Source organism: Achromobacter sp. NFACC18-2, assembly GCF_900108985.1.
In the GTDB taxonomy this organism is placed as follows: domain Bacteria; phylum Pseudomonadota; class Gammaproteobacteria; order Burkholderiales; family Burkholderiaceae_B; genus Achromobacter.
Map to the genome: position 1 here is coordinate 187,030 of NZ_FNYM01000011.1, position 20,891 is coordinate 207,920.

The following is a 20,891-nucleotide window of genomic DNA, read 5'->3' on the forward strand; positions in this document are numbered from 1 at the left end:
CCGGCCGGGCTAGGCGGACGTCTTGGCGGACGTCTTGTCGGAAGGGGCGGCCTGGGCGCCGGGCCGCAATTCCCGGCGCAGGATCTTGCCCACATTGCTCTTGGGCAATTCATCACGGAACTCCACGAAGCGCGGACGCTTGTAGCCGGTCAGCTTCTCCTTGCACCACTCCTGCACCTGCGCCTCGGTCAGCGACGGGTCCTGCTTCACGATGAACACCTTGACCGCTTCGCCGGAGTGCTCATCCGGCACACCGATCGCCGCACATTCCAGCACGCCGGGATGCTGCGCCACCGCCGCTTCGACCTCGTTCGGATAGACCTTGAAGCCGGACACCGCGATCATGTCCTTCTTGCGGTCCACGATGCGCGTGTAGCCCTGCTCGTCCATGATGCCGATATCGCCGGTGCGGAAGAACCCGTCGGCGGTCATCGAGTCGCGCGTCTCGTCGGGCTTCTGCCAATACCCCAGCATGACCTGCGGCCCGCGGATGCCGACTTCGCCGCGCTCGCCCAGCGGCACCTCAACGCCGGCATCGTCCAGGATCGCCACGTCGGTCGACGGCAGGGGCAGCCCGATCGAGCCGGAATACGCCGTCGCGTTGGTGGGATTCACGGTCGCGACCGGCGACGTTTCGGACAGGCCATACCCTTCGATCAGGGGCCGCCCGGTGATCTTCAGCCAGCGTTCGGCCACCTGCTGCTGCACGGCCATCCCGCCCCCGAGCGTCAGCCGCAGCCCGGAAAAGTCCAGGCGGGCAAAGTCCTCGTTGTGCGCCAGCGCGTTGAACAGCGTGTTGACGCCCGGAAATATGTTGACCGGCGTCTTGCGCCACGCATTGATCAGCGACGGCTGGTCGCGCGGGTTGATGATGAGCACGTTGCGCATCCCGGCGTGCATGGCATACAGGCCGCAGACCGTCATGGCGAACACGTGATAGAGCGGCAGCGCGCTGATGATGGTGAGCTGCTGGTCACCCAGGTCGTGGAGGACCGGCTGCGCCACCGCTTCGGTCTGCAGCACGTTGGCCACCAGGTTGCGGTGCGACAGCATGGCGCCCTTCGGCACGCCAGTGGTCCCGCCCGTGTATTGCAGCACCGCCACGTCGTCCATCGAGATGGCCGGGGGGTTGAACGGCAGGTTCGCGCCTTCGTGCAGCAGCTTGGTCAGCGGCCGGGCGCCGTCGATCTGCCATGGCGGAACGATCTTCTTGATGTAGCGCGCCACCAGGTTGACCAGCGGTGCCTTCAGGCCGCCGAGCAGGTCGCCCGGCCCGGTCACGACGATATGCTTCAGCGGGCCGCGGTTGGAGACCTGCTGCAGCGTGTGCGCAAAGTTCTCCAGGATGACGATGACCGACGCGCCGCTGTCCAGAACCTGCCGCTGCAGCTCGTCGGCGGTATAAAGCGGATTGACGTTCACGACCGTCATGCCCGCTCGCAGCGACCCCAGCATGCACACCAGATAGGCCGGCACGTTGGGCATCATCAGCGCCACCCGCGCGCCTTTATCCAGGCCCAGGCTTTGCAGCCAGCCCGCAAACGCGCGCGCATGGGCATCGAGCTGGCCATAGGTGATATCGCTGCCCATCGCGGTGCACGCGATGCGCGCCGCATTCCGCTTGCAGGCCCGGTCCAGCAAGTCGGTCAGCGAGGAATAATCCTCGGTGGAGATCTCCGCCGGAACGCCTTGGGGATAATGCGCAAGCCACGGACGCGTCATGGTATTTGTCTCCATTAAACTGGTTTTTGAATGATGATACCCTTTGTGCGTTCCCCCTATTTCACCCGAGTTCCCTCATGAAACTCCTAGAACCCATCGTTGCCTGGCACCAGGATATTTCCAAGATCCGACGCGACATCCACGCGCATCCCGAACTGGCCTTCGAAGAGTTCCGCACCGCCGACGTGGTCGCGGCCAAGCTCCAGGAATGGGGCATCGAAATCGATCGCGGATTGGGCGGCACGGGCGTCGTGGGCATCATCCGGGGCAACCAGCCCGGCGACCGCGCCGTCGGCCTGCGCGCGGACATGGACGCGCTGCCCATGCAGGAGGCCAACAGCTTCGAGCACGCCAGCAAGCATGACGGCAAAATGCACGCCTGCGGCCACGACGGCCACACCGCGATGCTGCTGGCCGCGGCGCAGTATCTGGCCCAGCACCGGGACTTCGCGGGCACCGTGTACGTGATCTTCCAGCCCGCCGAGGAAGGCGGCGGCGGCGCCAAGCGCATGATCGACGACGGGCTGTTCACGCGCTTCCCGATGGAAGCGGTGTTCGGCATGCACAACTGGCCCGGCATGAAGCCCGGCCAGTTCGGCCTGACGCCCGGCCCCATCATGGCGTCCAGCAACGAATTCTCGATCGTCATCAAGGGCAAGGGCACGCACGCCGGCATGCCCAACCTGGGCATCGACCCGGTCATGGCGGCGGTGCAGATGGCCCAATCGCTGCAGACCATCATCACGCGCAACCGCAACCCGCTCGACGCGGCCGTGCTCAGCATCACCCAGATCCACGCGGGCAGCGCCGACAATGTGGTGCCCAACCACGCGGAACTGCGCGGCACCGTGCGCACCTTCACGCTGGATGTGCTGGACCTGATCGAACGCCGTATGGAAGAAATCGCGCGCCACACCTGCGCGGCGATGGACTGCGAAGTGGAATTCAAGTTCCAGCGCAACTACCCGCCCACCATCAACCATGCGGACGAAGCGGCATTCTGCGCCGAGGTATTGCGCGACATCGTCGGCGAAGACAACGTCAACGCCAACGTGCAGCCGACCATGGGCGCCGAAGACTTCGCCTTCATGCTGCAGGAGCTGCCGGGCTGCTACGTCTGGATCGGCAACGGCACCGGCGAACACCGCGACAGCGGCCATGGCCTGGGCCCCTGCATGCTGCACAACGGCAGCTACGACTTCAACGACGATCTGCTGCCCCTGGGCGGCACCTACTGGGTGCAACTGGCGCTCAAGCGGCTGGCCAAGCCCTGATCGTCTACCCGCCGTCCTGCCCGCCGACCGCCAGGCACATCGCCAGGAAGCGTTCGGCGGCGCGGGCGGCGGCATCGGCGTGCGGCACCAGGATGCTCAGCGTCCGCGTAAGCGGCCTGGGCGACAGCCGCAGCGCCGCCAGCGCCCCGTCTTCGTGGCGCATCGACATCACCGACACAAAGCCCACGCCCAGTCCGGCGCGCACCGCCTGCTTCACGCCTTCCACCCCGGCCAGCTCCAGACCGACCGACGGCGCAAGCCCGGCGTCGGCGAACGCCCGCTCGACCAGCCTGCGCACGCCGGAACCGGGTTCGCGCATGACCAGCGGCGACGCCGCCAGGTCCCGCAGCGTCGCGCCCCCGCCGCCCGCCAGGGGATGGTCCGCCCGAACGACCGCCACCACTTCGTCTTGCCGCCACGCATGCACCGCGGTGTCGGCGGGCAATCCGGCGGGAACGTCCCCTTCGATGAACGCCATGTCCAGCGCGGGCAGGCGATTCACGATCTCGCGCGTGTTGCCGTCCGACAGGTGCAGGCTCACCGCCGGGTAGGCCTGGCGAAAATCCGCCACCAGCCGCGGCAGCAGATAGCTGGCGGGCGTGGTGCTGGCGCCCAGGCGCAGCGCGCCGGTTTCCAGGCCACGCCAGGATTCCCGCACGGCCTGCGCCTGCCGGTATACCTGGCGCAGTTGCCGCGCCTGCTCGGCCAGGCGTTCACCCGCCTCGGTCAGCGCGATGCCGTGCCCGCTGCGGCGGTACAGCGGTTCGCCGAACCATTCCTGCAAGGCGCGTAGCTGGCCCGACACCGCCGGCTGCGACAGATGCAGCGCCTGTGCGGTGCGGCTGATGTTGCCGGTGTCGGCGACTGCGGCGAAGGTGAGGAGTTGATCCGGCGTCATAGGCCTTCGATATCAGATTTTCTGATATTCAATATTTACATTGAAGATTTTTCAAATAATACGGCCGGATCTAATATTTCGTCTAGTTATGTAGTTATGCCGGAAAGGCCAGTAATGAACACCTCCACCACGTCCGCCGTCCCCCTCCCCGCCAGCCCGGCCGCCCCGGCCTCCGCTGCGCCCTCCCCCTCGGTCACGCCCTGGCGCGACAAGCTCAACGGCGTGCTGTTCGTAGGCTTGATGGCGGGCGCGGTGATGCAGCTTGCGGATCTGCCTTTCATCCGCCAGTTGGGTTTTTCGCCGCTCGTCGTGGGCATCGTCTGCGGCATGCTGTACGGGAATTTCCTGCGCGGCACCATGCCGGCCGACTGGGGCGTGGGCGTCAATTTCACGGCGCGCCGCCTGCTGCGGATCGCCGTCGCGTTCTATGGCCTGAACATCAGCATCCAGCAGATCGCGGCCGTGGGCCTGCCCGGCCTGGCGGTGTCGGTGGCGGTGGTGCTGGGGACCCTGCTGATCGGCACGGTGGTCGGCCAGCGCCTGCTGGGCCTGGACCGCGACACGGCCATGCTGACCGCCGCCGGCAGCGCGATCTGCGGCGCGGCCGCCGTGCTGGCGTTCGAACCCACGCTGCGCGCCGCGCCCCACAAGAGCGCCGTGGCCGTGGCGACCGTCGTGCTGTTCGGCACGCTGTCCATGTTCCTGTATCCGATCTTCTATCATGCGGGCTGGCTGAATTTCGACACCCAGGCGCTGGGCATCTATATTGGCGGCACCATCCACGAGGTGGCGCAGGTGGTGGGCGCGGCCAGCAACATCGACCCCGCCACCACCGAGGTCGCCACCATCGTCAAGATGACGCGCGTGGCCCTGCTCGTGCCCGTGCTGCTGGTGCTGGGCATGTACCTGCGCAGCGCCGCCACCCAGGCGGGCGGCCACGGCAAGAACGCCAAGCTCCCCATTCCCTGGTTCGCGGTCGGGTTCCTGGTGCTGGCCATCATCAACTCACTGAATGTCATTCCGGCCGATGTCGTCACGGCCATCCGCCGGCTCGACGTCTTCGCCCTGACCATGGCCATGACCGCGCTGGGCATCGAGACGCGCTTCGCCCAGATCCGCAAGGCCGGGCCGCGGGTGATGGCCCTGGGGCTGATCCTCTACGTCTGGCTGTTGGTTGGCGGCTACGGGATCGTGAAGCTGGCAAGCTGATCGCCCCGGCGTCCCGGGCGGCGCGCGTCCGTCGCGCACGCCGCCGTCTCGTTTTTCCTGCATAATCGGCTGGTTCCCTAGCATTGGAGTCGGCCGCATGACCTCCAGCACCAAAACCCCGTTCACGACTCTGCCTGCCCATCGCGACGCGGTGTTGCGCGTCATGCCGATGCCGGCCGACGCGAACATCCACGGGGACGTTTTTGGCGGCTGGATCATGTCCCAGGTGGACATCGCCGGATCCATCCCCGCTGCCCGCCGCGCGGCCGGCCGCGTGGCCACCGTGGCGGTCAATGCCTTCCAGTTCAAAGAGCCCGTGTTCGTGGGCGACCTGCTCAGTTTCTACGCCGCCATCACCAAGACCGGCACCACGTCGATCACGGTGTCCGTCGAGGTCTACGCGGAACGCCAGCGGCTGGACGCCGAAGTCGTCAAGGTCACCGAAGCCACGCTGACCTACGTCGCCACCGACGAAGCGCGGCGCAGCCGCCCTCTCCCCACTCTTTGAGCCGTATCGCATGACGCAGTCCGCCGCCGCGCAGAAACCGCCCGCGACGCCCCGCCGCCTCGACCCGGAAGACGCCCAGACCGCCCTCGCGGAAGTCCAGGAGCGCTTGCGCCGTCAGCAGCTCGTCGAGGACCTGGTGCACCGCCAGGAAGAAGGCGACGCCAAGGCGACGCTCGTCGAAGACCTGGTGCATCGCCAGCACGAGGCCGAGCTCAAGACGCTGGTCGACGGCCTGCACCCGGCCGATATCGCCTTCATCCTGGAGTCGCTGCCCAAGGACGAACGCCAAGCCATCTGGAAACTGGTCAGCCCCGAGCACGACGCGGACGTCCTGCTGGAAGTCGAAGACTGGGTCCGCGAGTCGCTGATCGAGGCGATGGACCGCCAGGACCTGGTGGCCGCGACCGAAAGCATGGACGCGGACGAGCTGGCGGACCTGGCGCCCGACCTGCCCCCGGACGTGGTGGCGGAAGTCCAGAAGGGCCTGACCGAAGAAGAACGCGCGCAGCTCTTGGAAGCCATGGGCTATCCGGAAGACAGCGTGGGCGCCATCATGGACTTCGAGATGGTGCGCGTGCGCGAGGACGTCACGCTCGAGGTCGTGCTGCGCTACCTGCGCCGGCTGCACGAACTGCCCGACCACACCGACCAGATCTTCGTCGTCGACCGCCAGGACAAACTGCAAGGCATCCTGCCGCTGTCGCGCCTGCTGGTCAGCGAGCCCGAAACCGAAGTGCGCGCGGTCATGGATTCGGACTTCCTGACGCTGAACCCGCTGGATTCGGACGCCGACGCCGCCGGCGCCTTCGAACGCTATGACCTGGTGTCCGCCCCCGTGATGGACGACCAGGGCCGCCTCATCGGCCGTGTCACCATCGCCGACGTGGTGGACGTGATGCGCGAAGACTCGCAGGAGCAGGCGCTGTCGCGCGCGGGCCTGCAGGAAGAGGACATCTTCGCCCCCGTCACCACGGCGCTGCGCAACCGCGCACCGTGGCTGCTGTTCAACCTCTGTACCGCCGCCACGGCCTCGTTCGTGGCCTCGCAGTTCGAGGGCACGGTCAGCCACATCGTCATCCTGGCCTTCCTGATGTCCATCGTGGCGGGCATCGGCGGCAACTCCGGCAACCAGACCATGACGCTCATCATCCGGGCGCTGGCCATGGGCCGCATCACCGGGCGCAACCTGTGGCAGCTCGTCAAGCGCGAGCTCTTCGTCACCTTGCTGGTGGGGTTGTGCGGCAGCGTGGTCGCCGCGCTGTTCGCGTGGGTGATATCGCGATCGGTGTCCATCGCGCTGGTCATGATGGCCGCGATGATCTGCAACATGCTGGTGGGCGCCTCGGTCGGCGTGCTGGTGCCCATGTTGCGGGCGCGTTTCGGCAAGGATCCGGCGATGGGCTCGTCGGTGCTGCTCACCTTTGCCACCGATTCGCTCGGGTTTTTCATCTTCCTGGGACTGGCCACGATCTTTCTGCTGTAGCCCGCCAGCCGGGCGCGGACCAGGGACGGCCCGGCGCCGCGCCCTCAGAACGCGTGGCCCAGCTTGCGGACCAGGTCTCCCAGGCGCCAATCGTCGATGCCATGCGCGCGCAACGCGCGCGCCGTTTCCACCACATAGTCCAGGCACGGGCCGGAATGCCCGACCGCATTGCGCACCGACGCCAGCAGGCGGTCGTCGCAGAGATCGGCCGCGTACTCGCGGCAGGCCCGGTTCAACAGGAACACCAGCCCGCGCACCGGCGCGGCCTCGGTGTGGCAGGTCAGCCAGCGCGGACAGTAGGCGCCCGTGACCATCTCCCGGCGCCACAACGCCTGGAAAACCTCGGGCACATCGCAGGCCGCGATCTGGAAGGCAACCCCGCGGCAGCAGCCGCCGCGGTCCAGCCCGAACACCAGGCCGGGATTGTCCGGCGACCCGCGATGGTCATGCGACCACAGGCACAGGGACCGGTGATAGCCCCGCACGGTGGCCAGCCGCCGCTCGCGCCACGCAAATCCGGGATGCCAGATCAGGGAACCGTAGGCGAACACCCACAGGTCATCGACGCCATTCCAGCCGGCCAGCAGATCATCCACCGACGCCGCTCGCCGCGATTTTTCCAATCCGCCGCAGCCGGCGGGCACTGCCAACGACATAGGGTCCTCTGATATCCCGATTCACTCCAAGACAGGAGTGAGCGATATCCTACGCCGCCGCCCAAGCAAAAGCATTGCCAGATTGGGCCCGCGCAACACGCAGAAAGAAAATTGCATCCGCGGCGGCACGGGCGCCAGGAAAAAATTTGCGCGCCCCGCGCCTACCCCGCGCCCAGCGGCAGTTCCGTGGTGCTTTTGATCACTTCCATCGAGAAACTGGCGCTGACGTCCAGCAGGTCCACCGCCCCGATCAGCCGGCGATAGAAGCGGTCATAGGCCGCCATGTCCTCGACCACGACCTTCAGCAGATAGTCGACGTCGCCGGCCATGCGGTGGAACTCCACCACATTGGGCAAGGCCATGACGGCGTTGATCAGGCTCTGGGTCCATTTCTCGTTGTGCTGGCTGGTGCGGATGGACACGAACACCGTCAGGTTCAGCCCGAGCGCGCGCGGATCCAGCAGGATGGCGTTGCGCGCGATGACGCCGTCGTCCTTGAGTTTCTGGATGCGGCGCCAGCAGGGCGTCACGGAAAGGTTCACCTGTTCGGCGACTTCGGCGACCGAACAGGTGGCGTCCTTCTGCAGCAGCGCCAGTATCTTGAGGTCCGTCTGGTCCATGGGATTCCCTGGCGCAATCAATAGGTCCCGGGGTAGCCGCCCCCGTCGATCAGCAGATTCTGCGCCGTCATGTAGCCCGCGTGCGCGGAACAGACGTAGGCGCACAGGGCGCCCAGCTCCTCGGGCTGGCCATAGCGGCCGGCGGGATTGCTGCGCGCCCGCTCGTCCCACAGCTGCTCGAACGTCTTGCCGCCCGGCTGCACCATGCCCTGGATGTGCCGGGTCTGCGCATCGGTCGCAAAGGCGCCTGGCAGCAGATTGTTGATGGTGACGTTGTGGCGCACGGTCTGGCGCGCCAGTCCGCCCACGAAGCCGATCAGGCCCGAGCGCGCGCCGTTGGACAGCCCCAGCTCGGCATGCGGCGCCTTCACGCTGCGCGACACGATATTGACGATACGGCCGAACCGCCGCTCGACCATGCCATCCACCACGCGGCGGATCATGTCGATCGGGCCCAGCATCATGGCGTCCAGCGCCGCGATCCAGTCCTCGCGCGACCAGTCGCGAAAGTCCCCGGGCAGCGGCCCGTCGGCATTGTTGATCAGGATGTCGGGATGCGGACAGGCGGCGATGGCGGCGTCGCGCCCCTGCGGCTGGGTCAGGTCGGCCGACACCCACCCCACCCCGATGCCGGTTTCGCGCGATATCTCGGCGGCGGCCTGCTCCAGCGTTTGCGGGTTGCGGGCCGCGATGGTCACGGCCACACCCTCCCGCGCAAGCTGCAGCGCGCACGCGCGGCCCATGCCGCGGCTGCCGCCAAACACCAGTGCCTTCTTGCCGCCGATCCCCAGATCCATGCCTGCCCTCTCTGCTGTCGCGTTGACGGCGCCGGGCGCCCGCGGCCCGCCGCTCCGAAGCGGTCCAGTATAGGAGCCGGCCCGCCGGCGTGGAATTATTTTCTGATCCGGCGGGCGCCGGTCCCGCCGCCCGAAAAAAATGGGGCCCCGCGAAGGGCCCCATCGGTGATGGCGGAAAGCGGCTGGCGCCTCAGCCCATCCACTGGCTCACGGGCGCCGCCGCATCCTGCAGCGGCTGCGTCACCACGTCGATCAGCGCCGGGCCGTCGTGTTCCATGGCGGCCTTGATCGCGGCGTCCAGCTTGGACGGATCTTCGACGCGCCAGGCTTTCACGCCGTAGGCTTCGGCGATGCGCGCATGGTCGGTGCGGTTGAAGTCCACGCTGTAATAGCGCTTGTCGTAGCCGGCCTTCTGGCTGGCCTTGATCCACCCGTAGACCGAATTCGAGAACACCACCATCAGCAGCGGCGCCTTGTGGCGCACGATGGTTTCAAGTTCACCCACCGTGAAGCCGAAGCTGCCGTCGCCCATCACCGACACGCACTTGGCGTTCGGACGGCCGACCCAGGCGCCCATCGCCGCCGACATCGAAAAGCCCAGCGCGCCGTGGGCGCGGTTGGTGATGAAATGGCGGCCGGGGCGCGAGACATCGTAGTAGGCCGAGAAATACGGGCACGGCGTGCCGGGGTCGGCGCAGACCACCGCGTCGTCGGGCAACAGGCGGTTCAGCGACTGCACCACGCGCTCGGGAAGAATGGGTGCATCCAGGCTGGCGGCCAGCGGCTCGAGCTGCGCGCGGCGCGCCTGTTTGGCGCGGCCGGCCAGCACGGCGCCGTCCGTGGCATCCGACGGACGGTGCTTGAGCCGCGCCTGCACCTCGGCGCCCAGCGCCTCCAGCGCGAGCTTGGCGTCGCCGACCAGGCCGACTTCGGTCAGGTAATTGGCGCCGATCACCATCGGGTCGATGTCCACGTGCAGGATCGGTACGTTGCGGTTGGGGAAACGCCAGTGCTCGGTCGAGGTCGACCCCGCGCGGCAGCCCACGAACAGCACCACGTCGGCGGCGGCCACCACATCGCGCGTGGCCATCACGCCGCCGTTGGAGCCCACCACGCCGGCATTCAGCGGATGGGTGTCGGCCAGGCTGCCCTGCCCGCTCACGGTCACGCACACCGCGGCCTTCAGGGCCTCGGCCAGTTCCTGCAGCGCGGCGCTCGCGCCGGCGATGACCACGCCGCCGCCGCAGATGATCACCGGCGAGCGGGCGGCCACCAGGCGCTGCGCGGCGCGCGCCACGTCGGCCGGGTCCGGCGCGAAGCGCATGGCCGGGAAGCTGCCGTGCTCGGGCTGGGCCCACACATCGGACGCGTCCACCTGCTGCTTCATCACGTCATAAGGAAAGCACAGGTGCGCCGAGCCGGGCTTGCCGGTGGTCATGGCGCGGAAGGCCGCCCGCACCATGCCCGGGATCTGGTCCGCGCGGTCGATGGTGCGATTCCACTTGGTCAGCGGGCGGTACAGCGCCTCCTGGTCCAGTTCGGTCAGCGGGTATTTGCCGCGCGAACCGACCGCCACGTCCGAGGTGATGCCCAGCACCGGGATCGACGATTCGTTGGCTTCCACCAGTCCCGGCAGCAGATAGGTCGCGCCGCCGCCGCTCGGGCCTTCGCACACGCCGACCTTGCCCGTCACCCGGGCGTAGGCGTCCGCCATGTAGCCCGCGCTGCGCTCGTCGCGCGTCAGGATGTGCTGCATGCCGTGGTCCAGGCGGTACAGCGCATCGTAAAGCGGCAAGGTGGTGTCGCCGCACAGGCCAAAGATATGTTTGACGCCGTTGTGTTGCAGCATCCGCACCATGGCTTCGGCGCCGTTCATGTGTTCCATGTCATCTCCACGTATTTCAAGGGCCGCGCCCGGGCGGCGGCCTGCCGCCCCCCGGGACGACGGCGCTCAGTTTTCCAGATTGATGTTGTTGCGCTTGATGAAGGCGTCCCAGCGCTCGTATTCCGACTTCACGTACGCATCCAGCGCCGGGCCATCGGAGGCCACGATCTCGAAGCCCGCTTCCGAGACCTTCTTCTTGATGTCCGGGTCGGCCAGCACCGCCTGGAAGTCCGCCGTCAGCTTCTTGACGGTGGCTTCGGGCGTGCCCTTCGGGGCGAACATGCCGCTCCACGAATACGCGACAAAACCGGGGAAGCCGGACTCGGCCACCGTCGGCACGTTGGGCAGGTCGGGCAGGCGCTTGTCGCCGGCGACCGCCAGCGGCTTGATCTTGCCGGCCTGGATCTGGCCGCGCAGGGCCGCAAAGCTCAGCCACGTCATGTTGGCCTGGCCGCCGACCACGGCCTGGATGGCCGGCCCGCCGCCGCCGTAGGGCACGTGCAGCAACTCGACCTTGGACAGGCGCTTGAGCTCTTCGGGCGCCAGGTGGTTCAGCGAACCGACGCCCGTGGACGCGTAGTTGAACTTGTTGGGCGGCTGCTTGGCGGCGGCCTCCAGGAATTCCTTCAGGTTGTTCCCGGGCACGCTCGGGTTCGCGCCGATCACGAGCGGAAAGCGCACGGTCTGCCCGATCGCCACGAAGTCCTTGAACGTGTCATAGGGCAGCTTGGGCTTCACGGCCGGATTGATGCCGTGGTTGTCGAAGCTGACCAGCAGCGTGTTGCCGTCAGGTTCGGCCCGCGCCACGAACGCCGTGGCGATCTGGCTGGCCGCGCCCGGCCGGTTCTCGACGACCACCGCGCGGCCGCCCATCTGCTGCGACAGGCGCGGCTGGAGGATACGCGCCAGGATATCGGTGCTGCCGCCCGGCGGATACGGCACGACAAGCACCAGCGGCCGTTCTTCGGCCACCGCCGGCGTGGCGACAAAAGCGCCCCCGGCCGCGGCCAGCGTGCATACCGCCGCCAGCGCCCGCTTGATCGTTTTATTCATCAGTTTTCCCCTGCTGTTGTGGTGTTGGCCGGCACTACCGAGGCGGGTTCGGCCTGGTCCCGCATGTAAATCGTTGAAAAGCCCGTGCGTATCACGTCCGTAATCTGGTCCAGCCGCCGGCCGATGTGCGCGCTGATGAGGCCCGGCAAAGCGTCGGCGTCGCGCCGCTGCAGCGCGTCCACGATGCGCAGGTGTTCGCCCTGCGTGTGGCTGCGGCGCCCCTGCTGCATGTCGATCCAGCGCACGAAGTGGATGCGCGCGTTGACGCTTTCCAGCGCCCGCACGAATTCGTCGTTGCGCGAGTAGCGCGCCAGCGCCAGGTGAAAGGCTTCGTCCAGTTCGAGCAGCCGCGTCGCATCGCTGTCGTCGGGTTCGTCGCGCGAGCGTTCGACGAACGCGCGCAGGCTGGCCAATTCTTCGTCGGTGGCGCGCTCGCAGGCCGCGCGCACGATCCCGGCTTCCAGCACCGCGCGATATTCGTAAAGGCTGTGGATCTGCTTGGCGTCCAGCAGGCGGGCAATGAAGCCGCGATTGACCGAGCGCGTGAGAAAGCCTTCCACCATCAGCTGGTTGAGCACCTCGCGCAGCGGCGTGCGGCTGACATTCAGGCGGCGCGCAAGCTCGACTTCGTTGATGCGCTCGCCCGGCTTGAATTCAAAACGCACCGCCATGGCCTTGACGGCGCCATACAGCTCGGCCTGCGCGGCCGAGGTGCGGGCCGCGCGGGCAATGGGTCTGGTGGCAGTGTGGGGCAGCGTCATACCGGATCGCCTGTGGCTGGTTCCCTATGGGTTGAAGTGCATACTAAAGTGCATACACTTTGACGGGCAACTCGGGTTTGCCCGAAGGCGGTATGCGGGGCAGGCGTGGGCGTAGGCCTGGGCGGGAAAAAAATAACCCGCCTCGAGGGCGGGTCTGCCAGTGTGCGGAATTGCCGGTGACGCCGGTGACCGGATCCAGATGTCAGATCTGGGATTCCAGCTTACAGCCCGGTGTCCAGGGTGTAATGCGCACCATCCCGGTTCTCCAGGGTCAGCGCGGACAGGACGGGATTCGTGGCGGCATCGTCCTGCTGCACATGGATGCGCAGGTTCGCCAGCGGCACGTCCCACCCGCCGTTGGCGGCTTCGGCGGTCACGCCCGCCACCAGCGCCAGGCGCTCCGCCACGCCGCGGGCATCCGCCGCGCGCGCGTCGATGCGGTGCAGGCTGCGCGCGCCATTGGGATGCGACATCAGCGCCGGCGACCAGACGCACTCCGGCGTCAGGTGACGGCAGAAGTACATGCGGATGCCGGGCAAGGGTTGCTCGGCAAAGCGCACGGTATGGAAACGGGCCTGGACCTCCTGGCCGTCCAGCATGGCGGGACGGGTCAGTTCCTGAACGGGATTCACGGCAAAGCCCGCGTCGCGCAGCCGCGTGTAGGTGCCTTCGGCGTCATAGGTGCGGAACACCAGCGCCTCCAGGCCGAACGGCGAATCGGCGATCTCCTTGCGCGCGGGCGGCGCGCCGGGGGGCCAGCCCAGCAACTCGACATAGGTGCCTTCCAGCACGATCAGGCGGTTGCACGAACCCAGGTTGTGCACCGCCTTGTCGCTCAGGTGAAAACCCTGGCGCTCGTAATGCGGCGCCAGCGCATCCAGCCGGTCACGCACCATGACGACGGCATGGTCGAATTCAGTGCGGCCGACGGAATGCAGCATGATGGCTTTCCCCTGTGATCAGACCAGCTTGCCGTGGCACTGCTTGTACTTCTTGCCGCTGCCGCACGGGCACGGGTCGTTGCGGCCGACCTTGGGCACGGCATTGCGCACGGGCTGGGCGCCCGTTTCCTGCGCGTCGGACGCCAGCGCCTCGTCGTAGTCGGAGTGGTGGTACTGCACGTTCTGCACATGCGGTTGCGCCGCTTCGGCCTCGGCCTGCTCGACCTGCTCGGACGACTGCACGCGCACCGTCATCAGCACGCGCACCACGTCGTCGCGGACCCGTTCCAGCATGCCCGAGAACAGTTCGAAGGCTTCGCGCTTGTATTCCTGCTTGGGATTCTTCTGCGCATAGCCGCGCAGATGGATGCCCTGGCGCAGGTAATCCAGCGCCGACAGGTGCTCGCGCCAATGCGTGTCGATCGCCTGCAGCATGATCGAACGCTCGAACTGCGACCACGATTCCTCGCCCACCTGGTCCACCTTGGCCTGGTAGGCGTCGCGGGCCGCGGCCACCACGCGCTCGCGCAGTTCCTCGTCGTTCAGGTTGGGTTCCTTTTCCAGCATCTCGGTCAACGGCAGATGCAGGTGCCAGTCGGCTTCCAGCGCCTTTTGCAGCGCGGGGATGTCCCACTGCTCTTCGACCGATTCCGGCGGCACATAGGTATTGAACAGCTCCGTCACGGCCGCGTCGCGCAGGTTGTGCACGGTGGCGCCGACGCTGGCGGCTTCCAGCACGTCATTACGCTGCGAGTACAGCACCTTACGCTGGTCGTTGGCGACGTCGTCATACTCCAGCAATTGCTTGCGGATGTCGAAGTTGCGGCCTTCCACCTTGCGCTGCGCGGTCTCGATCGAACGCGTGACCATGCCGGCCTCGATGGGCTCGCCCTCGGGCAGCTTCAAGCGCTCCATGATGGCGCGCACGCGGTCGCCCGCGAAAATGCGCATCAGCGAGTCTTCCAGCGACAGGTAGAAGCGGGACGAGCCCGGATCGCCCTGGCGGCCGGCGCGGCCGCGAAGCTGGTTGTCGATGCGGCGCGATTCGTGGCGCTCGGTACCGATGATGCGCAGGCCGCCTGCGGCCTTGACCTGCTCGTTCAGCGGCTTCCAGTCGGCGCGGACCTTATCGATGCGCGCCGTCTTTTCGGCTTCGGACAGCGATTCGTCGGCGCGGATCAGGTCGACCTGCTTGTCGACGCTGCCGCCCAGCACGATGTCGGTGCCGCGGCCGGCCATGTTGGTGGCGATGGTGATGTGGCCGGGCTTGCCGGCTTCGGCCACGATCTCGGCTTCGCGGGCGTGCTGCTTGGCGTTCAGGACCTCGTGCGGCAGCTTGGCCTTCTTCAGCAGGCCCGACAGCAGCTCGGAGTTTTCGATGCTGGTGGTGCCGACCAGCACGGGCTGGCCGCGCTCGTGGCAATCGCGGATGTCTTCCAGGATGGCGTTGTACTTTTCGCCGTCGGTCTTGAAGACCTGGTCGTTCTGGTCCTTGCGGACCATGGGCTTGTTGGTCGGGATGATGACCGTTTCAAGCCCGTAGATTTCCTGGAATTCGTACGCTTCCGTGTCCGCCGTACCGGTCATGCCGGACAGCTTTTCGTACATGCGGAAGTAGTTCTGGAAGGTGATCGAGGCCAGCGTCTGGTTTTCGTGCTGGATCTTCACGCCTTCCTTGGCCTCGACGGCCTGGTGCAGGCCATCGGACCAGCGGCGGCCCACCATGAGGCGGCCCGTGAATTCGTCCACGATGACCACTTCGCCGTCCTGCACGACGTACTGCTGGTCGCGGAAGAACAGGGTGTTGGCGCGCAGGGCCACCATCAGGTGGTGCATCAGCGCGATATGGCGGGGATCGTACAGCGACTCGCCTTCGGGCAGGATGCCCAGGCGGGCGAGGATGCCCTCGGCGTTCTCGTGGCCGGCTTCCGACAGGTAGACCTGCTGGCTCTTTTCGTCGACCCAGTAGTCGCCTTCGGGTTCCGGCTCCTGCGGCTTGGGCTCGCTGGCCATGCGCTTGAGCAACGGCGGCACCGCGTTCATGCGGACGTACAGCTCGGTGTGGTCTTCGGCCTGGCCGGAGATGATCAGCGGCGTGCGGGCCTCGTCGATCAGGATCGAGTCCACTTCGTCGACGATGGCATAGAACAGCGCGCGCTGGCGCCGGTCTTCAACACGGAATTCCATGTTGTCGCGCAGGTAATCGAAGCCGAATTCGTTATTGGTGCCGTACGTGATGTCGGCGGCGTACGCGGCTTTCTTTTCTTCGTTGGGCTGCTGCGGCACCACCACGCCGGTGGACAGGCCCAGGAAGCGGTACAGGCGACCCATCCATTCGGCGTCGCGGCGGGCCAGGTAGTCGTTCACCGTGACCACGTGCACACCCTTGCCGGCGATGGCGTTCAGGTAGACGGGCAGCGTGGCCATGAGCGTCTTGCCTTCGCCCGTGCGCATTTCGGCGATCTTGCCGTTATGCAGGGCGATGCCGCCCAGCATCTGCACGTCGAAATGGCGCATGCCGAACACCCGCTTGCCGGCTTCGCGCACGACGGCGAAGGCTTCGGGCAGCAGATCGTCCAGGGACGTGCCCTGGGCGTGGCGGGAACGGAATTCTTCGGTCTTGGCCGCCAGCTCCGCGTCGGAGAGCGCGGAGATCTTGGGTTCGAGCCCATTGATCTGGGTTACCAGCTTGCGATACTGCTTAAGCAGCCGATCGTTGCGGCTACCTATGAGTTTTTTGAGCAGAGAAACCATGCGTATGTCGGCCGCACGAGCCACGCCGCACCCGAAAACGCTTGGGCAGCGTCACCCGTGACTTGATGTTATTGGTTGAGCGGGGGTCCGCTGGGAAACGAACCAGTTTAACGCACCTGGAGCGTAATAGCCTGGACCTATGACCAGGGTAGCACTGTTGGCCGGTTTGACCGGCCAACGCGGCCAGGGTTCACGGCGCGGCGGCCTGGGCCACGGCGGGCGGCGCGTGTTGATGCTGCGGCCCGAGGAAGAGACGCGGATCCAGCGGCTGGCCGGCAAGGCGCACCTCGAAATGCAGATGCGGGCCGGTGGACCGGCCGGAGCTCCCGACGCGGGCCACCTGCTGGCCGCGCTCGACCAGGTCGCCTTGCTTGACGAGCAGCGAGGAAGCATGGGCATAGCGGGTGATGAGGCCATCGCCATGATCGATTTCGACCATGTTGCCAAATCCCGGCTGCCACTTCGCCTCCAGGACCACGCCGCCGGACGCGGCCACGATGGGCGTGCCCGACGGGGCGGCGAAATCCAGCCCCTCGTGCATGGCCGAGCGGCCCGTCACCGGATTGCGGCGCCAGCCATAGGACGACGACAGATAGGGATAATCGGTGATCGGCATGGCGGTCGGCATGCGCGCCTGATCCGCCGAACGTTTGGTCAGGGCCGCATCCAGCAGCTTCAGGTTGTCGGTCTGCTGCGACAGCCTCGCCTGGATCTCGTCGAGCTGGCGGCCCAGGGCTTCGGCGGACGCGGCGCTGGGCGGCGGATGATCGGTGAAAAGGTCGTCCATCACCTGCGTGGCCTCGGGGTGGGCCGGCGCCTCGGCCTGGACCGACGCCAGTTGCTGGGCCAGTTCCGGATCGGTGTAGGCCACCCCCGCCACCTTGGCCACACGCTGGCCCAGGCCGTCGATGCTGACCAGCTTGGCCTGCAGCGACCCCACCTTGGCGGCCAGCAGATTCATGTTTTCACGCAGGAAATCGGCGTCGCGTCCGGGCTGCTCCGACAGCGGCCAGCCCATGGTGTGCACAGCGGGCAGGATGGGAGTGATGTATCGTTGAAGCGCCGCGCCGAAAATGGCGGCGGTAATCAGGGCGCCCCCCAGAAACAACGCCAGACGCGCGCCTCCCAGGGTGAAATGCCCGTCCTGGCCGTCGCGGGCGTGCATAATCACGATTTTCAAGGTTTGCTTCCTAAGTCTTTTAAAGCCGGCATGAATAGACCCTCTTCATACCGCCAACGTTCCGGTTCCAGCCGGCGAGTGGAAAATACCGCCCTGGGATGGCTGGGTCATGACATGCGAGGCGCCGGCGTATTGGCGACTGCCCGCAAGCATCTGCAAATTCAGTATGCGGTGGCGGCGGTGTTGCCCGCCCCGCTGGGTGCTGTGTGCCAGGTCGGCAAGCTGGAAAACCAATGCCTGCACCTGGTGGTGCCCACCGCCGCGCACGCGGCCAAAATGCGTCAATTGGCGCCGCGCGTCGCGCGGTCGCTGGCGGACCAAGGCTGGAACCTTAACGAAATTGCCATCAAGGTACAAGCGGGTTTGCCCAAACCCGGCGCCCGTCAGCCGCGCCCTCCCAAAGAGGCGCAACCCCTGGGCGACAAGGCCCTGGGCGCGTTCGAAACGCTGCATGACACGTTGCGGCCCGGTCCGCTGGCCGATGCCGTGGCCAAGCTCTTGAGGCACCACAAGCGTAGCTGAGGCACCCGGCTTTGTCAGGCAAGTCGCCTGGGTCGGAAACGTAGCGAAACCAACTTTTCAGACCAATGGCCATCGGATGGCCTACCGGTTTGCGACGATTGCACTAGCGGATGGCAACCTTCGCCATCCTTGGGCAGGAACCCCGCGCAGGGTTCGGGGTCAGGCCCCGTGCGCAGGTTCGTCCAGGAAGCCTGCCGCCGGGGGAAAGCCGCCGGTCAGGCCAGCTTCCATTCGTGGCGAAACGCCTGGGGCGCTTCGGCCTGCGATTCGTAGGTGACGATTTCCCAGGCATCGCGCTGCTCCAGCAGCGCGCGGGCAAGCTGGTTGTTCAAGCCGTGGCCCGACTTGCACGCCACATAGCGCGCGACCAGCGGCTTGCCAAGCAGATACAGGTCACCGATGGCGTCCAGGATCTTGTGCTTCACGAATTCGTCGTCGTAACGCAGCCCGTCGCTGTTCAGCACACGGTACTCGTCCATGACAATGGCGTTGTCCAGGCTGCCGCCGCGGGCCAGGCCCATCGACCGCAAGGCCTCGACCTCATTGACGAAACCGAAGGTGCGCGCCCGCGCGATCTCGCGCACGTACGAGTGCGTCGCGAAATCGATTTCTGCAAAATTGGCCGTCGAGTCGATGGCGGGATGGCGGAAGTCGATCGAGAAGGCCAACGCGTACCCTTCGTGGGGTTCGAGGCGGGCCCATTTCTCGTTGCGTCCTTCGCCTTCACGCACTTCCACCGGCTTCAGAACCCGGATGAACTGTTTGGGCGCGTTCTGCTCGACGATGCCGGCCGAGCGCAACAAATAAACAAAGGTCGCCGCGCTGCCGTCCATGATGGGGACTTCTTCGGCAGTGAGGTCGACGTGCAGGTTGTCGATGCCCAGGCCGGCCAGCGCCGACATGAGATGCTCCACCGTCGACACGCGCACATTGCCTTGCTGCAGCACGGACGCCATGCGCGTATCGCCCACGCCAGTGGCTTGGGCGGGCAGGTCCACGACCTGCGGCAAATCCACGCGGTGAAAGACGATGCCCGTGTTCGGCTGTGCCGGGCGCAGGGTGAGCTCCACCCGCCGTCCTGAGTGGACGCCGACGCCTGTCGTGCGGACGAGATTCTGGATGCTGCGCTGTCGGAACATGGGACTTGGGAATTTGAATCAGGAAGCCGGCAAGATGACGAGCAGATTGCCGGCGTAACCGATGTATTGTAACGCTGTCCGATCCATGTCGCCATCTGGCTGGCGTACGGATCGACCTATACCTCCGTCCCTTTTTTAACGTGCAAGGGAAACACGGACCGCTCTGCCTCCGGCTCGCCCGTGGGGACAGGCCAGCCGGAGATGAGGGAGTGCAGTTAGAGCCGGAGACCGGCTCCAGGTTCAGTCCGCCTGCTTGCGCAGGAACGCCGGGATGTCGAAGTGATCCATGCCCGAGCTTTCCAGCGCACGCACCTGGGCCGACGCCTGGCTGCGCGGATTGCGCATGACCGACGGCATGTCCAGGTTGCGATAGTCACCGCCTTGACCGGCCGGCATCGTGCCCATGGGCATGTTGTCGGTGCCGGTGCGCAGCATTTCAGCGGTGTTCTGCACCAGTTGCGGACGGGCTTGCGCACGGCCCAGGCCGGTTGCAACCACCGTGACGCGCAGGTTTTCGCCCATGGACTCGTCGTAGGCGGTGCCGAAGATCACGGTCGCGTCGTCCGAAGCGTAGCTGCGGATCGTTTCCATGATTTCGCGCGTTTCGCGCATCTTCAGCGAGCGGCTGGCGGTGATGTTGACCAGCACGCCGCGCGCGCCGTTCAGATCCACGCCTTCCAGCAGCGGGCAGGCAATGGCGTGCTCGGCGGCCACGCGAGCGCGGTCCGCGCCCGACGCCGACGCCGTGCCCATCATGGCCTGGCCCTGCTCGCCCATGATCGTCTTCACGTCTTCGAAGTCGACGTTGACGTTGCCTTCGACGTTGATGATTTCGGCGATACCCGCGCAGGCGTTGTGCAGGATGTCGTCGGCGGAACGGAAGCAGTCTTCCTGCGTCGCGTCCTCGTCCATCAGTTCATAGAGGTTCTCGTTGAGCACCACGATGAGCGAATGCACGTGCTTGGCCAGTTCGGCAATGCCGTCTTCGGCCATCTTCAGGCGCTTGTTGCCTTCAAACGAAAAAGGCTTGGTGACCACGCCCACGGTCAGGATGCCCAGTTCCTTCGCCACTTCGGCCACGACCGGACCAGCACCGGTACCGGTGCCGCCGCCCATGCCCGCCGTGATGAAGACCATGTGCGCGCCGTTCAGCGCGGCACGGATCTCCTCGCGCGCGGTTTCCGCCGACGCGCGTCCCTGCTCGGGCTTGGCGCCCGCGCCCAGGCCGGTGCGGCCCAGACGAATCTGCACCGGCGCATTGGTAGCCGCCAGCGCTTGCGCATCGGTGTTGGCGCAGATGAAATCCACGCCGTGCACGCCGCTGCGAATCATGTGCGCGACGGCATTGCCGCCCGCACCGCCCACACCAACGACCTTGATTACGGTCCCTTTGGTGTTGTTCTCAAGCATCTCAAAGTTCATCATGATGACTCCCTCACAAGTCCGATTTTGCAAATCACAAAAATTCCCCGACAACCTATATTTTGTG

Annotated in this window: 18 protein-coding genes; 5 read left to right on the forward strand and 13 right to left on the reverse strand. The window is 66.4% G+C overall.

Annotated elements, in window-relative coordinates; all coding sequences use genetic code 11:
* Positions 1–9: 9 nt before the first annotated feature.
* Entirely contained in the window at positions 10–1,722 is a 1,713-nt protein-coding gene (locus BMW75_RS18060) for an AMP-binding protein (protein ID WP_175493218.1), read from the reverse strand.
* A gap of 77 nt (positions 1,723–1,799) precedes the next feature.
* On the opposite strand from BMW75_RS18060, the gene BMW75_RS18065 reads away from it, so the two are divergent.
* Positions 1,800–2,996: a M20 aminoacylase family protein gene (locus tag BMW75_RS18065; RefSeq protein ID WP_092581275.1), complete on the forward strand. Its 1,197-nt coding sequence runs from the start codon at positions 1,800–1,802 to the stop codon at positions 2,994–2,996.
* 4 nt (positions 2,997–3,000) lie between these two features.
* Here the strand turns inward: BMW75_RS18065 and BMW75_RS18070 are convergent, their stop codons facing one another.
* A complete protein-coding gene (locus BMW75_RS18070) occupies positions 3,001–3,894 on the reverse strand; it encodes a LysR family transcriptional regulator (protein ID WP_076518869.1) in 894 nt (297 codons plus the stop codon).
* A 114-nt stretch (positions 3,895–4,008) separates the two neighbouring features.
* On the opposite strand from BMW75_RS18070, the gene BMW75_RS18075 reads away from it, so the two are divergent.
* The 3 genes from BMW75_RS18075 to mgtE all read left to right on the forward strand — a co-directional run bounded on the left by BMW75_RS18075 (position 4,009) and on the right by mgtE (position 7,094).
* Positions 4,009–5,103 (forward strand): YeiH family protein, encoded by a 1,095-nt coding sequence (locus tag BMW75_RS18075; RefSeq protein WP_254792057.1) that lies wholly within the window; start codon positions 4,009–4,011, stop codon positions 5,101–5,103.
* A gap of 97 nt (positions 5,104–5,200) precedes the next feature.
* Positions 5,201–5,611, forward strand: a complete 411-nt coding sequence (locus BMW75_RS18080) for an acyl-CoA thioesterase (protein ID WP_092581276.1) — start codon at positions 5,201–5,203, stop codon at positions 5,609–5,611.
* 10 nt (positions 5,612–5,621) lie between these two features.
* Positions 5,622–7,094, forward strand: a complete 1,473-nt coding sequence (mgtE, locus tag BMW75_RS18085; protein WP_076518867.1) for a magnesium transporter — start codon at positions 5,622–5,624, stop codon at positions 7,092–7,094.
* Between the two features lie 44 nt (positions 7,095–7,138).
* Here the strand turns inward: mgtE and BMW75_RS18090 are convergent, their stop codons facing one another.
* From BMW75_RS18090 to BMW75_RS18130, 9 genes are all read right to left on the reverse strand, one after another.
* Positions 7,139–7,750, reverse strand: coding sequence for a gamma-glutamylcyclotransferase (locus tag BMW75_RS18090; RefSeq protein ID WP_076518866.1), 612 nt, complete (start codon positions 7,748–7,750; stop codon positions 7,139–7,141).
* Between the two features lie 161 nt (positions 7,751–7,911).
* The gene (locus BMW75_RS18095) at positions 7,912–8,370 is read right to left on the reverse strand and encodes an Lrp/AsnC family transcriptional regulator (protein WP_076518865.1); all 459 of its coding nucleotides are present in this window, start codon (positions 8,368–8,370) and stop codon (positions 7,912–7,914) included.
* Between the two features lie 17 nt (positions 8,371–8,387).
* Positions 8,388–9,167 carry an SDR family oxidoreductase gene (locus tag BMW75_RS18100; RefSeq protein ID WP_076518864.1) on the reverse strand — a complete coding sequence of 260 codons (780 nt, stop codon included), beginning with the start codon at positions 9,165–9,167 and terminating at the stop codon, positions 8,388–8,390.
* 190 nt (positions 9,168–9,357) lie between these two features.
* Positions 9,358–11,052 (reverse strand): thiamine pyrophosphate-binding protein, encoded by a 1,695-nt coding sequence (locus BMW75_RS18105; RefSeq protein WP_076518863.1) that lies wholly within the window; start codon positions 11,050–11,052, stop codon positions 9,358–9,360.
* Between the two features lie 66 nt (positions 11,053–11,118).
* Complete coding sequence (locus tag BMW75_RS18110; RefSeq protein WP_083714250.1) at positions 11,119–12,105, reverse strand: tripartite tricarboxylate transporter substrate binding protein; 987 nt, start codon at positions 12,103–12,105, stop codon at positions 11,119–11,121.
* Positions 12,105–12,866 (reverse strand): GntR family transcriptional regulator, encoded by a 762-nt coding sequence (locus tag BMW75_RS18115; RefSeq protein ID WP_092581278.1) that lies wholly within the window; start codon positions 12,864–12,866, stop codon positions 12,105–12,107. Before BMW75_RS18115 ends, BMW75_RS18110 begins: the two co-directional genes overlap by 1 nt.
* 221 nt (positions 12,867–13,087) lie before the next feature.
* Positions 13,088–13,807, reverse strand: a complete 720-nt coding sequence (locus BMW75_RS18120; protein WP_092581279.1) for a VOC family protein — start codon at positions 13,805–13,807, stop codon at positions 13,088–13,090.
* An 18-nt stretch (positions 13,808–13,825) separates the two neighbouring features.
* Positions 13,826–16,561: a preprotein translocase subunit SecA gene (gene secA / locus BMW75_RS18125; protein WP_092581280.1), complete on the reverse strand. Its 2,736-nt coding sequence runs from the start codon at positions 16,559–16,561 to the stop codon at positions 13,826–13,828.
* 190 nt (positions 16,562–16,751) lie between these two features.
* Positions 16,752–17,726 carry a M23 family metallopeptidase gene (locus BMW75_RS18130; protein ID WP_092581281.1) on the reverse strand — a complete coding sequence of 325 codons (975 nt, stop codon included), beginning with the start codon at positions 17,724–17,726 and terminating at the stop codon, positions 16,752–16,754.
* A gap of 129 nt (positions 17,727–17,855) precedes the next feature.
* On the opposite strand from BMW75_RS18130, the gene BMW75_RS18135 reads away from it, so the two are divergent.
* On the forward strand, positions 17,856–18,263 hold the full coding sequence (locus BMW75_RS18135) for a DciA family protein (protein ID WP_083714249.1): 408 nt from the start codon (positions 17,856–17,858) through the stop codon (positions 18,261–18,263).
* Between the two features lie 215 nt (positions 18,264–18,478).
* Here BMW75_RS18135 and lpxC read toward each other — a convergent pair whose 3' ends face one another.
* Both lpxC and ftsZ read right to left on the reverse strand, forming a co-directional pair.
* Entirely contained in the window at positions 18,479–19,402 is a 924-nt protein-coding gene (lpxC, locus tag BMW75_RS18140) for a UDP-3-O-acyl-N-acetylglucosamine deacetylase (RefSeq protein ID WP_056320776.1), read from the reverse strand.
* 240 nt (positions 19,403–19,642) lie between these two features.
* Complete coding sequence (ftsZ, locus tag BMW75_RS18145; RefSeq protein WP_076518858.1) at positions 19,643–20,827, reverse strand: cell division protein FtsZ; 1,185 nt, start codon at positions 20,825–20,827, stop codon at positions 19,643–19,645.
* Between the last annotated feature and the right edge of the window lie 64 nt (positions 20,828–20,891).